This window comes from Modestobacter muralis (assembly GCF_010682105.1).
Classification (GTDB): Bacteria; Actinomycetota; Actinomycetes; order Mycobacteriales; family Geodermatophilaceae; genus Modestobacter; species Modestobacter muralis.
Genome location: NZ_JAAGWH010000014.1, coordinates 107760 through 122855 on the forward strand (window position 1 = coordinate 107760; position 15096 = coordinate 122855).

Genomic DNA, 15096 nt, shown 5'->3' on the forward strand with positions numbered 1-15096 from the left:
GCGTCGGGCCCCCGATCGGCACCCTGTCGTGCCCGGGAGCGATCGCGCCACGCCGAGTTGGGCGATACTCGCCTGGTGACAGTCGGGACGCAGCAGCGCGAACCCTCCACGGGGAGCCCCACCGAGACCGCCGGAACGCCCGCTTTCGCGGTCGCCGACCTCGGCCGGCTGCGGGCCGCCGTCGAGCGGGCCCTCTCCACCTTCCTCGTCGAGCAGCGCGAGACGCTGGCCGGCATGGCCGAGGAGCTGGTGCCGGTCGCCGACGAGGTCGTCGCGGTCGCCAGCGGCGGCAAGCGGCTACGCCCGGCCTTCGCCTACTGGGGCTGGCGCGGCTTCGCCGGCGCCTCGGGTGCCGAGGTCGAGGCCGACGACGCCGTGCTGCGGGCGGTGGCCGCCCTGGAGCTGGTGCACAGCTCCGCCCTCGTGCACGACGACGTCATGGACGCCGCGGACACCCGTCGCGGCCGCCCGGCCACGCACGTCGGGTTCGCCGACCGGCACGGCGACGGCGCCCTGCACGGCGACGGCGCCGCGTTCGGCATCGGTGCCGCCATCCTGGTCGGTGACCTGGCCCTGGTCTGGTCCGACGAGCTGCTGCGCCGCTCGGGCATCTCCACCGCCGCCCTGGCCCGGGTCCGCCCGGTCTGGGACACCATGCGCACCGAGGTCACCGCCGGGCAGTACCTGGACCTGCTGCGCGCCGCCGGCGGTCTGCCCGGCCCGGCCGGTGCGCTGAAGGTCGCCCGCTTCAAGAGCGCCGGCTACACGGTGCAGCGCCCGCTCCAGCTGGGGGCGGCGCTGGCCTGCGCCGGGCCCGCGGCCATGGACGCCTGCAGCGCGATCGGCCTGCCCCTGGGCGAGGCCTTCCAGCTGCGGGACGACGTCCTGGGCGTGTTCGGCGACCCCGCGGTCACCGGCAAGTCCGTGGACGACGACCTGCGCGAGGGCAAGCGCACGCTGCTGGTCGCCCTCACCGAGGAGGCCACCGACGACGCCGGCCGCGCGCTGCTGGCCGCGACCCTGGGCGACAGCGGCGCCGACCACGCCGAGCTCGACGGCGTCCGCGCGCTGATGACCCGCAGCGGCGCCCTGTCCCGGGTGGAGGAACGGATCGCCGAGCAGACCCAGGCCGCCCGCGCGGCCATCGCCCGCGCACCGATCGCCGACGACGCCCGCCAGGCGCTGGACGCCCTGGCCGTCGCCGCCACCACCCGCACGGCATGAGCACCTTCCTGAACCGTCCGCTGCGCACCGTCCCGGGCCGCACCGACCGGGTCGTCGTCATCGGCGCCGGCCTGGCCGGGCTGTCGGCGGCCATGCGGCTGCGCGGGGCCGGCCGCGAGGTCACCGTCGTCGACCGCTGCCCCGGCCCCGGCGGCCGTGCCGGCCGCGTGGAGCGCCGGGGGTACGCCCTGGACACCGGGCCCTCGGTCTTCACCGCACCCGAGGTCGTCTCCGACGCGTTCGCCGCCCTCGGCGCGCGGATGGAGGACACCCTCACCCTCACCCCGCTGGACACCACCTACCGGGCGCAGTTCGCCGACGGCTCGCACCTGGACGTGCACGCCGACCGGACCGCCTTCGCCGCGGAGGTCGAGGCGCTGTGCGGGCCGGGTGAGGCCGCGGCCCTGCTGCGCTACCTCGACGACCTGGCCGAGCTCTACGAGCTGCAGCTGCGCACCTTCATCGACCGCAACCTCGACTCCCCGCTGGACCTGGTGGGCCCCGAGCTGCTCCAGCTGGTCCGCCGGGGCGGCTTCCGCCGGCTGTCGAACCACGTCGAGGGCTTCTTCACCGACGACCGGCTGCGCCGGCTGTTCAGCTTCCAGGCCCTCTACGCCGGCGTCTCGCCGTTCAAGGCGATCGCGGCCTACGCCGTCATCGCCCAGCTCGACATCGGCGCCGGGGTCTGGCACCCCCGGGGCGGGATCGGCGCCGTCCCCCGGGCGATGGCCGCCGCCGCGGCCGCGGCCGGGGTCGAGTTCCGCTACGGCACCGAGGTCGACCGGCTGGAGACCTCCGGCAGCCGGGTCACCGGCGTCGCGCTGGCCGGCGGCGACCTGCTGCCCGCCGATGCCGTCGTCGTCACCGCCGACGCCCCGCACCGGCTGGTGCCGGGGCTGCGCGGCCCGCGCCGGCCGGTCTACTCGCCGTCCTGCGTGGCCCTGCACCTGGGCGTCAGGGCCGAGCTGCCCGGCCAGGCGCACCACACGATCAGCTTCGGCGAGTCCTGGCAGCAGGTGTTCGACGAGCTGACCCGTGACGGGCGGCCGATGAGCGACCCGAGCCTGTTGATCAGCATGCCGTCGGTGACCGACCGTTCGCTGGCCCCCGAGGGCGGGCAGGTGCTCAGCGTCGTGGCGCCCACCCCGAACCTGGACCCGCGCAGCGGCGGCAACCCAGACATCGACTGGCCCCGGCTGCGCGGCCCCTACCGCGACGAGCTGCTGGCCACCCTGGAGGCCCGCGGCTGGACCGGCATCGGCGACGCGATCGAGGTGGAGGAGCTGCTGGACCCCCGCGACTGGGAGGCCCAGGGCATGGTCGCCGGGACGCCGTTCGCGCTGGCCCACACCTTCGGTCAGACCGGCCCGTTCCGGCCCTCGACGCTGCCCCGCAGCGGCCCGGAGAACGTCGTCCTGGCCGGCTCGTCGGTGCAGCCGGGCGTCGGGGTGCCGATGGTGGTCATCAGCGGGCGGCTGGCCGCGGAGCGGATCACCGGCCCGGTGCCGGCGTGACCATGGCTCCTCCGGCCACCCGCGCCGCCCAGCAGGAGCAGTTGGACGCCGCCTACGCGGTGTGCCGCGGGATCGCCGCCGAGCACGGCAAGTCCTACTTCCTGGCCACCCGGCTGCTCACCCCCGACCGCCGGGCAGCCGTCCACGCGCTCTACGCCGCGGCCCGGGTGGCCGACGACATCGTCGACGTCGGCGCCGACGAGCCCGGCCGGGACCCCCAGGGCGAGCTGCTGGCCTGGTCGCGGGCTGCGCTCGCCGAGGTCGAAGCCGGCTGGTCCGACGACCCGGTGCGGCTGGCGCTGGCACACACCTACCGCCGCTACGACATCCCGCTGGAGCACCTGGTCGACTTCCTGGCCGCGATGACCAGCGACCTCGACGTCACCGGCTACCCGGACCTGGCCGCGCTGGACCGGTACATGTGGGGCTCGGCGTCGGTGATCGGGCTGCAGGTGCTGCCCGTGCTGGGCACCGCCCCCGGCGTGCCCCGCGAGGAGGCCGCCCCGCACGCGATCGCGCTCGGCGAGGCGTTCCAGCTGACCAACTTCCTCCGCGACGTCGCCGAGGACGTCGACCGCGGGCGGGTCTACCTGCCCGAGGACATGATGGCCGCGCACGGGGTGACCCGCGAGCAGCTGGCCGCCCGGGAGCACACCCCCGGCTTCACCGCGCTGATGCGGGAGATGGTCGACGTCACCCGCCGCCGCTACGACGACGCCGCGCTGGGCACGCCGATGCTGGCCCGGGAGTCGCGGGACTGCGTGCGCGCCGCGACCGACCTCTACGGCGGCATCCTCACCGAGATCGAGCGGGCGGGGTACCGGGTGCTCGACGGCCGGGTGCGGGTGTCGAGGCCGCGCCGGCTCGCCGTCTTCGCCCGCCGGCTGTCCGCCGCCCAGCTCGCCCGGGTGGTCAGCAGGTCCCCGGCCGCGACCCGGCCGTAGCCGCGGCCGGGGAGCAGGTCAGAGCGCGAGCGCCTGGGCCCGGCGGGTGACCTCGGTGTGCCGGTCGCCCCGCAGCGCCTCGATCGGGGTGCCCGGCAGCGAGTCGTCGACGCGGAACAGCCACTCGAAGGCCTCCTCGTCGGAGAACCGGCCGTCGTAGAGGACGGTGAGCAGGCCCGGCAGGTGCCTGAGGACGGCGCCGTCCTGGATGAAGTCGGCGGGGATCTTGCTGTTGCCGCTGCCGGGCACGGCCATCAGCTTCCGCTCGGCGATCAGCTGGCGGACCTTGTTGGTCGAGACGCCGAGCTGCGCGGCGACCTCAGCGGGGGTGAGCGTGTCCATGACCGCCGAGCCTATGGCGCCGGGCGGGCCGGCGAACGGGCGGCCGGTCACCCGGCGCCCCGCCGGGCGCCGGCAACGGTCCTGACGGCGTGGCGCGCCCCACCGGCAGCCTGCTGCCAGGGTCAGCGCACACCATGGGTGCGTGTGGACCGGACACCTCGCGCGCACGGCGACCAGCCGCCGTCCCCAGGCCGTCCCGCACCCGGTGCCGGAGCTGGACACGCGGGTGGCGCACCGTCGTCCCCCAGCCGTCCCACTGACCACCCGGGGCACTCCCCGACCACGCTCGGTCGTCCCACGCGTCCGCCTGGTCACTCCTGTCGACGGGTGTCCGTCCCGTGACGTGGCGACCCGCGTCGGCGCGTCCCGGACGCGGTCGGCGCTCCTAGACTCGCCCTCGTGGAGACCGTCGTGACCGACCCCGTGGTCGGCCTCGTCCTCGAGGGGCGCTACCGCCTCGAGGAGCGCCTGGCCCGCGGCGGCATGTCCACCGTCTACGCCGCCACCGACCTGCGCCTGCACCGCACCGTCGCGGTCAAGGTGATGGCCGAGCACCTGGCCCACGACCCGGCGTTCGTCGACCGGTTCACCCGCGAGGCCCGGGCCACCGCGATGCTCAGCCACGTCAACGTCGTCTCCGTCAGCGACCAGGGCTCCGACCAGGGGCTGGTCTTCCTGGTCATGGAGCTGGTCCGCGGCCGCACGCTGCGCGACCTGCTCCAGGCCCGCGGCCGGCTGACCGTCGGTGAGGCGTTCGCCGTGCTGGAGCCGGTGCTGGCCGGGCTGACCGCCGCCCACCGGGCCGGCATCGCCCACCGCGACGTCAAGCCCGAGAACGTCCTGATCGCCACCGACGGACAGGTCAAGGTCGCCGACTTCGGCCTGGCCCGCGCGGTGGCCGGCACCGGTCAGACCAGCCACACCGGCGGCGTGCTGATCGGCACCGTCGCCTACCTGTCCCCCGAGCAGCTCGAGCGCGGTCGCAGCGATGCCCGCAGCGACGTCTACGCCGCCGGCGTGATGTTCTACGAGCTGCTCACCGGGCACCCGCCCTACGTCGGCGACAGCGCGCTGGCCGTGGCCTACCAGCACGTGCACCACGACGTCCCCGCACCGTCGGCCGAGGTGCCCGGCGTGCCGTGGCAGGTCGACGAGCTGGTCGCCCGCACCACCCGCCGCGACCCGGGCGGCCGGCCGCTGGATGCCGGCGCGTTCCTCGCCGAGCTCACCGACCTGCGCGCCGACCTCGGCCTGGCCCGGGTGCCGGTGCCCACCGGCCGCCCGGCCGGCGACCCCACCGCCACGCTGCGGCCGATCAACCGGCCGACCGCGCCCCGCCCGCGCCACCCCAGCTCGCCCGGTGGGCGGCACAGCAACCCCGTCGGCGACCCGCGCACCGAGGTGTTCGCCGGAGTGCGCGACGACCGCGGCCGCGGCACCACCGTGCTGCCCGGCATGGGCGGTGGCCCGACCACCGCCGTCGGCCGGGCACGCCCCTCCCCCGTGCGCCCCGGCGTGCCGCAGCACATCCGGCGGCGCCGGGCCCGGCTCGCCGTCGCCCTGGTGCTGCTGCTGGCCGTCACCATCGGCGCGGTGGCGTGGTGGCTGGGCACCGGGCGCTGGACCGACGTCCCCGACCTGGTCGGCAAGGACCGGGACACCGCCATCGGCCTGCTCCAGGAGGCCGGGCTGGACCCCGAGCTCGGCCCACAGGAGTTCAGCGAGGAGCTCCCCGAGGGCGCGGTCATCTCCGCCGACCCCGCGCAGGGCGAGGCGATCCGCGGCACCGACGTGCAGCTGGTGACCTCCAAGGGCCCCGAGCGCTTCACCGTCGCCGGGGAGCTGGTCGGCCAGCCCGTCGACCAGGTGCTGGCCCGGCTGTCCACCGACCTGCCCGGGGTGACGGTCGCCCGCACCGACGACTCCAGCGCCGACGTGCCGCGCGACGACGTCATCGCCTTCCAGCCCGCCCCCGGCACCGAGCTCAAGCGCGGCGACACCGTCACCGTCGTCGTGTCCTCCGGACCGGCGCCGGTCGACGTGCCCGACGTCGTCGGCCAGTCGCCGGAGGCCGCGCAGTCGACGCTGGAGCAGCTCGGCTTCACCGTGGAGAGCGACACCGGCCGGACCGCCTCGGTGCCCGTCGGCACGGTCATGGCGGTCAGCCCCGGTCCCGCGGACGACCCGCAGCCCTACGGCAGCGCGGTCACCATCATCGTCTCCGAGGGCCTGCCGCAGGTCGCCGTGCCCGACGTGATCGGCCAGAGCCGGGAGGATGCGCAGCGCGTCCTGGAGGAGGCCGGCCTGGTCGTCGAGGTGCAGCAGTTCTTCGGCAACCGGGTCATCCGGCAGACCCCCGGCGCCGGCGAGACCGTCGACCTGGGCACCACCGTGACCATCCTCGCGACGTTCGGCTGACCCGCGTACCCGTGACCTCCGCCGCACACCCCGCCGCCGGTCGGCGCGCGGGTCCAGGTCACGGGCGGTCTCGCCCGCGGACCGACGCCGGCTCGATCGGCGCCGCACCCCTCGCCGAGCTGCTGACCCACCCGGCGGTCTCCGGAGTCCCGGTGGTGGTCGAGGCGCCCAGCGAGGACGACGGCCACGCCCGCGACATCTCCCTGCTGTGCGCCCTGCGGGACGGTGTCCTCGCAGGTCGGGCCACGGTCGCCGGCTGACACGCCCAACGCCGGCGACGCGCCCGGCGCAAACGATCCCACCGGCCCGGGGCTTCCACCGCGAAGACCGGCGGGTTTCACTCGACGTGTCCGTGTCGCACCAGAGAGTGCGGCCTCACCGCATCGAGGAGAGCCTCCGCCCATGCGCACCCGTCTGACCACGCTGGCCTTCAGCGCCCTGTCCGTCACCGCCCTGACGGTGACCGGGGTCGGGGCCGGCACCGCGTCCGCCGCCCCGCAGGCACGGGAGACCTACATCGTCACTCTCACCCCCGGCTCCCCCGCGGCGGCCGTCGCGGCCCAGGCCGTGCAGCGGCTCGGCGGCGAGGTCGACCACGTGTACACCGCGGCGCTGACCGGGTTCGCCGTCACGCTGCCCACCACCGTGGCCTCGCGGCTGTCGACGCTGCCCGGGGTGGCGTCGGTGGAGCTCGACCAGCCGGTGCAGCTGGCCGCGACCCAGACCGGCGCGACCTGGGGCCTGGACCGGGTCGACCAGCGGGCCCTGCCGCTGAGCAGCAGCTACAACTACACCGCCACCGGCGCCGGGGTCACCGCCTACGTCATCGACACCGGCGTCCGGCTCGACCACGCCGACCTGGCCGGCCGCGCGGTGTCCGGCTACGACGCCGTGGACGGCGGCCCCGCCGACGACTGCAACGGCCACGGCACCCACGTCGCCGGCACCGTGGGTGGGGCGAAGTACGGCGTCGCCAAGGGCGTGCGCCTGGTGGGGGTCCGGGTGCTGGACTGCGCGGGCAGCGGCACCAACGCCGGGGTGATCGCCGGCATCGACTGGGTCACCGCCGACCACCAGGCCGGCGCCCCCGCCGTGGCGAACATGAGCCTGGGTGGCGGGGCCAGCACCGCGGTCGACGCGGCCGTGCAGCGCTCCATCGCCGACGGCGTCACCTACGCGGTGGCCGCGGGCAACGGCAACGCCCGCGGGGTCCCGCAGGACGCCTGCGGTGGCTCGCCGTCCCGGGTGCCAGCCGCACTGACCGTGGGCGCCACCGACCGCACCGACGCCCCCGCCTCGTTCAGCAACTACGGCTCCTGCGTCGACCTGTTCGCCCCCGGCGTCGGCATCACCAGCGACTGGTACACCTCCGCCACGGCGACGAACACCATCAGCGGGACGTCGATGGCGACCCCGCACGTGGCCGGCGTGGCCGCGCTCTACCTGCAGGGCAACCCGGCGGCAAGCCCGGCGGCGGTCTCCGCCGCCGTGCTGGGGGCCACCACCAAGGACCGGGTGAAGACCAGCCGGACGGCGGCCAACGACCTGCTCTTCAGCGCGTACTGAGTCGACCGCACCCGGGGCCGGGTCGTCCGCACCGTGCGGCCGGCCCGGCCCCGTGTGCTCAGACGACCAGGCTGAGCAGTGCGGCGATCGCAAAGCCGACGACGCCGATCAGCGTCTCCATCACCGTCCAGGTGCGCAGCGTGGTCTTCACGTCCATCTCCAGGAACCGGCCGACCAGCCAGAAACCCGAGTCGTTGACGTGGGACAGCACGGTGGCACCGCAGGCGATGGCGATGACCACGAGGGAGACGTCCAGCCGGGACAGGTCGGCGGACTCGACGGCCGGGGCGATGAGCCCGGCGGTGGTCAGCAGCGCCACGGTGGCCGAGCCCTGGGCGACCCGCAGGCAGGTGGCGATGACGAACGCCGCCACGATGACCGGCAGCCCGATCGACTCGAGGCTGTCGGCCAGCGCGGTGCCGATGCCGCTGGCGCGCAGCACGCCGCCGAACATGCCGCCGGCGCCGGTGATCAGGATGATCGCGCAGACCGGGCCCAGCGAGTCGTTGAGCAGGGTCTCGGTCTCCGCGCGGCTGAACCGCTCCCGGGCGAGCACGACCATCGCCACGAGCACGGTGATGAGCAGGGCCACCGGGGTCTGGCCGAGCAGGGTGACCCACTGCAGCCAGCCGGCCTCCTCGTCGACCGCGCCGGCAGTGGCCAGCGTGGTGAAGCCGGTGTTGAGCAGGATGAGCACCAGCGGCAGCAGGAGGAGCAGCAGCACGGTGCTGAACCGCGGCGGGGCCTTGCGGCCGACCGCCGTGGCGACTCCCCCGCCGGTGCCGACGCCGTCGTGGTCGGCGACGGGCGAGCCGGCCACCGAGGAGGGCACCGGGACGGAGAAGCGCTGGCCGGCCCACTTGCCGTACAGGTAGGCCGCGACGTACCAGGTGGGCAGGCCGACGACGAGGCCGACGAGCACGAGCAGGCCGATGTCGGCGCCGAGGATCTCACCGGCGCCGACCGGGCCGGGGTGCGGCGGGACGAAGGCGTGCATGACGGCGAAGGCGCCGGCGGCGGGGAGCGCGTAGGTGAGCACCGAGCCACCGAAGCGCCGTGCGACGCTGAAGATGATCGGCAGGAAGACGACGAACCCGGCGTCGAAGAAGATCGGGAACCCGAACAGCAGCGAGGCGACGCCCAGGGCCAGCGGCGCCCGGCGCTCGCCGAACCGGTTGATCAGCGTGTCCGCGAGCACCTGCGCGCCACCGGTGACCTCCAGCAGCTTGCCGATCATGGCCCCGAGCCCGACCAGCAGGGCGACGCTGGCCAGCGTCGAGCCGAAGCCGGACAGCAGCGTGGACACCACGTCGCCGACCGGGATGCGGGTGGCGAGCGCGGTCAGCAGGCTCACCAGGACCAGCGCCACGAAGGCGTGGACCCGGAACTTCATGATCAGCACGAGCAGCACGGCGACCGCGGCCACGGCGATCAGCAGCAGGGCCGTGGTGCCCAGGGCGGGTTCGGGTGGTGGCACGGGGGGACCTCTTCGAGTCGACGGTGACCGGTCTCCCCCGCGACCGCGGAGGAGGTGACCACTGTGTCAGTGACCGCCCCCGTGCACGCCCCCCGCGGATCTCGGTTCAGACTCGGCGCCCGCCCGCGACGTCTGCGATGTCGTGGCCTCCCACCCCAGGTGGCCACGACATCGCAGATCTCGTGCCGTCGACACCCCGCGGCGGACGCCGACCGCGACCCTCGGCGTCCGGTGCCGCCCAGGGCGGAGCGGGCGACGTCAGCGGGCGATGAGCTCGCCGAGCACCTTCGCCGCGCGCTCCACGCCGGCCCGGTCGACGTCCAGGTGGGTGACCAGCCGGATCCGCCGGGCGCTGACGTGCCCGACCAGGACCCCCTGGGCCCGTGCGGCCGGCACCACGGTGGCGGCGTCGACGTCGTCCAGCACGACCATGTTGGTGTGCACCCGCGCCGGGTCGGCACCGAGCAGGTCGGCGAGGAGCCGGGCGTGCTCGTGGTCCTCGGCCAGCCGCTCGAGGTGGTGGTCCAGGGCGTAGGCGCCTGCCGCGGCCAGCACGCCGACCTGCCGCATCCCGCCGCCCAGCCGCTTGCGCCACAGCCGGGCGGCCGCGATGCGCTCGGCACTGGCCACCAGCACCGAGCCGACCGGGGCGCCCAGGCCCTTGGACAGGCAGACCGAGGCGGTGTCGGCGAGCCGGCCGTAGGTGGACAGCGGGACGCCGGAGGCGACGTGCGCGTTCCAGATCCGGGCACCGTCGAGGTGCACGTTGACACCGGCCCCACGGGACCAGTCCCACAGCTCCTGCAGCTGGTCCAACGGCTGCACGAGCCCGCCGCCGCGGTTGTGCGTGTTCTCCACGGCCACCGCGGCGGTCGCGGTCAGGTGCCAGTCGTCCTTCGGACGCACCTGGGCGATGAGCTGGGCGGCCGACACCGTGCCGGCGTCGCCGTAGCCACCGCCACCGCTGCCGGAGACCACCGTGCGCGAGGACAGCCCGAACAGCGCGGCCGCCGCACCCATCTCGTAGGTGAAGACGTGCGCGTCGGCGTCCCCGAGGACCTCCTGGCCGGGCTCGCAGACCAGCCGCAGGGCGATCTGGTTGCCCATCGTGCCGCTGGGCACGAACAGGGCCGCCTCGTGGCCGAACAGGTCCGCGACCCGCTCCTCGAGGGCGTTGACCGTGGGGTCCTCGCCGTAGACGTCGTCGCCGACCTCGGCGTCGGCCATCGCCGCGCGCATGCCCGGCGTGGGGCGGGTGAGGGTGTCCGAGCGCAGGTCGACCCCGCCGCTGGTGGAGCTCGTCATCACACTGTGCCTTCCGGCCCCGCTACCGGGGCATGCCGCTGACCTACGGGTGATGAGTGCGGCCCCGTCCAGAGGCTCGTCCCGAGCTCGCGAGGGATGAGGGGGACGGGGTCCTTCTTCAGCTGCGCAGCATCTCGGAGACGAGGAACGCCAGCTCCAACGACTGCCCGGTGTTCAGCCGCGGGTCGCAGGCGGTCTCGTAGCGGCTGTTGAGGTCGTCGTCGCTGATCTCCATCGCCCCGCCGAGGCACTCGGTGACGTCCTCACCGGTGAGCTCGACGTGGATGCCGCCGGGCCAGGTGCCCAGGCTGCGGTGCACGGCGAAGAAGCCGAGGACCTCGTCGACCACCCGGTCGAAGTGCCGGGTCTTGTAGCCACTGGGCGACTCGTGGGTGTTGCCGTGCATCGGGTCGCACTGCCACACGACCTGGTGGCCGCTGGCGGTGACCTTCTCGACGATGGCCGGCAGCACGTCGCGGATCTTCCCGTTGCCCATCCGGCTGATCAGGGTGAGCCGGCCGGGCAGGCCCTCGGGGTCCAGCCGCTCGACCAGCTCGGTGGCCTGCTCCGGGGTGGTGGTCGGGCCGATCTTGACGCCGATCGGGTTGGCCAGCCGGGAGACGAACTCGATGTGCGCGCCGTCCATCTGGCGGGTGCGCTCGCCCACCCAGACGAAGTGCCCGCTCAGCGCGTAGGGGCGGCCCTCGTGCACGCGCAGCAGCGCACGCTCGTAGTCCAGGATCAGCGCCTCGTGGCTGCTGAAGAGCTCCACCCCGCGCATCGCCTCGGAGTCGATGCCGCAGGCCCGCATGAACGCCAGTGCCCGGTCGATCTCCTGGGCGATGACGTCGTAGCGCACCCCGGCCGGGGAGCTGGCCACGAAGTCCTTGTTCCAGTCGTGCACCGCGTTGAGGTCGGCCATGCCGCCGCGCGCGTAGGCCCGGATCATGTTCATCGCGGCCGCCGAGTTGGCGTAGGCGCGCACCAGCCGGTTCGGGTCGGGGATCCGCTCCTCGAGCACCGGGTTCAGCGAGTTGACCATGTCGCCCCGGTAGGACGGCAGACCCAGCGCGTCGATGTTCGAGCTGCGGGGCTTCGCGTACTGCCCGGCCACCCGCCCCACCTTGACCACCGGCACGCTCGCGCCGTAGGTGAGGACGACGGCCATCTGCAGCAGCGTGCGGGTGGTGGCCTGCAGGTGCGGCTCGGTGTTCAGGTCGAAGGTCTCCGCGCAGTCCCCGCCCTGCAGCAGGAAGGCCTTCCCCTGCGCGACGTCGGCCAGCTGGGCCCTCAGGGTGTCGACCTCGGCCGGCGCCACGATCGGCGGCACGGTCGTCAGGGTGGCCAGCACGGCGTCCAGCGCGGCGCGGTCGGGCCACTCCGGCTGCTGGGCGGCGGGCAGCTCCCGCCACCGGTCCAGGTCCGGTACCAGCTCAGCGGCTTCGGGGAGGCTCACCCCACGAGGGTACAAGCGGTCCCCGGCCCGGCGTCCGGCGCGCGTGGCCCGGCTCCCGGACCTCGGTACCGATGATCCAGCCGGCTGCCGATGAGGGCTCCGAGGCGGGATCTCCCGCCCGGGGAAGCGGGCCAGGGAGCACACGTGCGCAGGGGTATCAGGACGAAGGTGGTGGCGCTGGCAGTGGCCAGCATCGCGGTCACCGGTACGGCCATGGTCGGGGTGAGCGCCTGGCAGAGCGGACGGTTCGCCGACGACGCCCGAGCCGACGTCGAGACCCTGGTGGCCCACAGCATCGAGCAGACCGCCGACGGGGTCTACGACGTCGTGGCGACGCAGGGCGAGTCCACGGCGGCCACGGTCGACGCGGACCTGCAGGTCGCCGACTACGTCCTCCAGCAGAGCGGCGGGCTGAGCCTGGGCTCGGCGACCCGCAACACCGTCCAGTGGGACGCCAAGAACCAGGTCACCAGTGAGGTCACCCCGGTCGCGCTTCCCCGCGTCCTGGTGGGCGAGGACTGGCTGGGCCAGAACGCCGACGTGGCGCAGCCGACCCCCGTGGTCGACCAGGTGCAGTCCCTCGTCGGCGGCACCGCCACGATCTTCCAGCGGATGAACGACGCCGGGGACATGCTCCGCGTGGGCACCAACGTCGTCAGCGCCACCGGCAGCCGGGCCATCGGCACCTACATCCCGGCCGTCGGGGCGGACAACGCGCCCAACGCCGTCGTCTCCGCCGTCCTGGCCGGGGAGACCTACCGAGGGACGGCGTTCGTCGTCGACTCCTGGTACGTCACCGCCTACCAGCCGCTGTTCGAGGGCGACCAGGTGATCGGGATGATCTACGTGGGCGTCAAGCAGGAGAACCTGCCCGCCCTGCGGGAGAGCCTGCAGACCACCACGGCCGGCGAGCACGGCACGGTCTGGGCACTGGGCGGTACGGGTGACCGGGCCGGCACGGTGCTGATCAGCAAGGACGGGGAGTCCGAGGGCACCGCGCTGATGGACGCGCAGGACGCCGACGGCAAGGCCTACATCGCCGACGTCGTGGCCGCCGCGGTCGAGCTGGGCGACGGCGAGCAGGCGACCGTCCGCTACCGGGACGCCGCGACCGGCACCCACACCGTCCAGATCGCCTACTACGAGCCGTGGGACTGGGTGCTGGTCGTCGACGCCCAGGACAGCGACTTCGCCGGCCCGGTCACCCGGCTCGACGAGGGCCGCTCGGCGATGTTCACCGCCCTGGTGGTCGCCGCCCTGCTGATCGGGGTCGTCGGCCTTCTCATCGCCTGGTCGATGGGCCGCCGGCTCACCGCGCCGCTGGACGCCCTCCGCCAGCGCATGGCCGAGATCGCCGACGGCGAGGGCGACCTGACCCAGCGGGTCGACGACTCCACCCGCGACGAGGTCGGCGAGCTGGCCGGGGCGTTCAACCGCTTCGTGGACAAGGTCGCCGGCACCATCCGGGACATCGGCTCGGCCGCGGGCTCGCTGGCGACCTCCGCCTCCGGCGTGGCCCGGGTGGCCGACGGGCTCAGCGAGCGCGCCGCCCGCAGCCGGGACCAGGCCCGCCACGCCCACGCCGCGGCCTCCGACATCAGCTCCGGCGTCTCCTCCGCCGCAGCGGGTGCCGAGCAGATGGGCTCGGCGATCCGCGAGATCGCCCGCAGCGCCAGCGACGCCAGCCACGTCGGTCAGGGTGCGGTCGACCTCGCCGCCGCGACCGAGACCGCGATCGCGGCCCTGGGCACCAGCTCGCGGGAGATCAGCGACGTCGTCAAGGTCATCTCCGCGGTCGCCGAGCAGACGAACCTGCTGGCGCTCAACGCCACCATCGAGGCGGCGCGCGCCGGGGAGGCCGGCAAGGGCTTCGCCGTGGTCGCCACCGAGGTCAAGGAGCTGGCCCAGGAGTCCTCCCGGGCCAGCGAGGAGATCCACCAGCGGGTGAAGTCGATCCAGGCCGACACCAGCGCCGCGGTCGGCTCGATCTCCCAGATCGTGGCGGTCATCCGCGAGATGAACGACCACCAGACCACCATCGCCAGCGCGGTGGAGGAGCAGACGGCGGTCACCAACGAGCTGTCCCGCAGCGTCAGCTCGGTCGCCGACGGCGCCACCTCGGTCACCGCGACCATGAACGACGTCACCACCGACGCCGACCGCACCGCGGCCGACGTCGACCAGGCCCGGACCGCGGCCCGGGAGCTCGGCCAGCTCTCCGGTGAGCTGACCCGCCTGATCAACGTCTTCACGGTGTGAGGACCTCCTTGCCCCCCACCGCTTTCAGGCTCGCGGCGGGACCCTGCAAGGAGGCCGGCGGGGCCGTCGGCAGCGCTCAGCTGCCGGCGGCCCCGTCCGCGTCCGGGGACGGTGTGCGCTCAGGCGGGGGTCCCGGACGTGGGACCCGGCCTCAGCGCACACCGTGCCCGCGGGAACGGGACGGCGGTCAGCTGCCGCCCGCGCGGGCGGCCTCGATGACGCGCCAGCGGGTGAGGTTGTAGCGGGCGTCGACGAGCGCGTCGTGCGTCCCGGCCGGCTTGGGCGGCAGGGCCGGCTGACCGGCGTCGTCCCAGCGCTGGCGCAGCTCGTGGGTGAACCGCGGCACCGACCGGGGCAGCGCGGGCATCGCACCCCACAGCTGGGCCAGCACCACGTGGTCGTAGGCGGCGAACCAGGCCCACAGCTCGACCTCGCCCCCCGGTGCGGTGAGGAAGGACAGCAGGTCCTCGCGGATGCGCTGCCGGCTGCGCCACGCCTTGTCCGCCGGGGGCGGCAGCTGGTCCAGGACGTTGCGGCGCACCCACGGGACGGCCCGGTCGGGGTCGAACTCGGTGCTCACGGCGTAGAACT

Annotated in this window: 12 protein-coding genes; 7 read left to right on the forward strand and 5 right to left on the reverse strand. The window is 74.7% G+C overall.

Annotation, left to right across the window (positions count from 1 at the left end; translation table 11 throughout):
• The first annotated feature begins 75 nt into the window (after positions 1–75).
• Genes GCU67_RS07570 through GCU67_RS07580 form a run of 3 tightly spaced genes read left to right on the forward strand, consistent with a single transcriptional unit; the run spans position 76 to position 3682 of the window.
• The gene (locus GCU67_RS07570; RefSeq protein ID WP_163610476.1) at positions 76–1224 is read left to right on the forward strand and encodes a polyprenyl synthetase family protein; all 1149 of its coding nucleotides are present in this window, start codon (positions 76–78) and stop codon (positions 1222–1224) included.
• Positions 1221–2738: a phytoene desaturase family protein gene (crtI, locus tag GCU67_RS07575; RefSeq protein WP_163610477.1), complete on the forward strand. Its 1518-nt coding sequence runs from the start codon at positions 1221–1223 to the stop codon at positions 2736–2738. The genes GCU67_RS07570 and crtI overlap by 4 nt, the downstream gene beginning before the upstream one ends.
• A 2-nt stretch (positions 2739–2740) precedes the next feature.
• Entirely contained in the window at positions 2741–3682 is a 942-nt protein-coding gene (locus GCU67_RS07580; RefSeq protein ID WP_163610506.1) for a phytoene/squalene synthase family protein, read from the forward strand.
• 18 nt (positions 3683–3700) lie between these two features.
• On the opposite strand, the gene GCU67_RS07585 is transcribed toward GCU67_RS07580, so the two are convergent.
• Entirely contained in the window at positions 3701–4024 is a 324-nt protein-coding gene (locus GCU67_RS07585) for an Rv2175c family DNA-binding protein (protein WP_163610478.1), read from the reverse strand.
• 399 nt (positions 4025–4423) lie between these two features.
• Here GCU67_RS07585 and pknB point away from each other — a divergent pair, with 399 nt between their 5' ends.
• The 3 genes from pknB to GCU67_RS07600 all read left to right on the forward strand — a co-directional run bounded on the left by pknB (position 4424) and on the right by GCU67_RS07600 (position 8008).
• On the forward strand, positions 4424–6442 hold the full coding sequence (pknB, locus tag GCU67_RS07590; protein WP_163610479.1) for a Stk1 family PASTA domain-containing Ser/Thr kinase: 2019 nt from the start codon (positions 4424–4426) through the stop codon (positions 6440–6442).
• An 11-nt stretch (positions 6443–6453) separates the two neighbouring features.
• Positions 6454–6702: a hypothetical protein gene (locus tag GCU67_RS07595; protein WP_163610480.1), complete on the forward strand. Its 249-nt coding sequence runs from the start codon at positions 6454–6456 to the stop codon at positions 6700–6702.
• 142 nt (positions 6703–6844) lie between these two features.
• On the forward strand, positions 6845–8008 hold the full coding sequence (locus tag GCU67_RS07600) for a S8 family peptidase (protein ID WP_163610481.1): 1164 nt from the start codon (positions 6845–6847) through the stop codon (positions 8006–8008).
• 58 nt (positions 8009–8066) lie between these two features.
• On the opposite strand, the gene GCU67_RS07605 is transcribed toward GCU67_RS07600, so the two are convergent.
• From GCU67_RS07605 to GCU67_RS07615, 3 genes are all read right to left on the reverse strand, one after another.
• A complete protein-coding gene (locus tag GCU67_RS07605) occupies positions 8067–9485 on the reverse strand; it encodes a GntT/GntP/DsdX family permease (protein WP_163610482.1) in 1419 nt (472 codons plus the stop codon).
• 258 nt (positions 9486–9743) lie between these two features.
• Positions 9744–10790: a threonine aldolase family protein gene (locus tag GCU67_RS07610; protein WP_163610483.1), complete on the reverse strand. Its 1047-nt coding sequence runs from the start codon at positions 10788–10790 to the stop codon at positions 9744–9746.
• Positions 10791–10908: 118 nt separating this feature from the next.
• Positions 10909–12246 (reverse strand): class II 3-deoxy-7-phosphoheptulonate synthase, encoded by a 1338-nt coding sequence (locus tag GCU67_RS07615; RefSeq protein WP_163610484.1) that lies wholly within the window; start codon positions 12244–12246, stop codon positions 10909–10911.
• Positions 12247–12390: 144 nt separating this feature from the next.
• Here GCU67_RS07615 and GCU67_RS07620 point away from each other — a divergent pair, with 144 nt between their 5' ends.
• Entirely contained in the window at positions 12391–14505 is a 2115-nt protein-coding gene (locus GCU67_RS07620; protein WP_163610485.1) for a Cache 3/Cache 2 fusion domain-containing protein, read from the forward strand.
• A 187-nt stretch (positions 14506–14692) separates the two neighbouring features.
• On the opposite strand, the gene GCU67_RS07625 is transcribed toward GCU67_RS07620, so the two are convergent.
• On the reverse strand, positions 14693–15096 hold a 404-nt coding region (locus GCU67_RS07625), incomplete at its 5' end, for a polyadenylate-specific 3'-exoribonuclease AS (protein ID WP_163610486.1).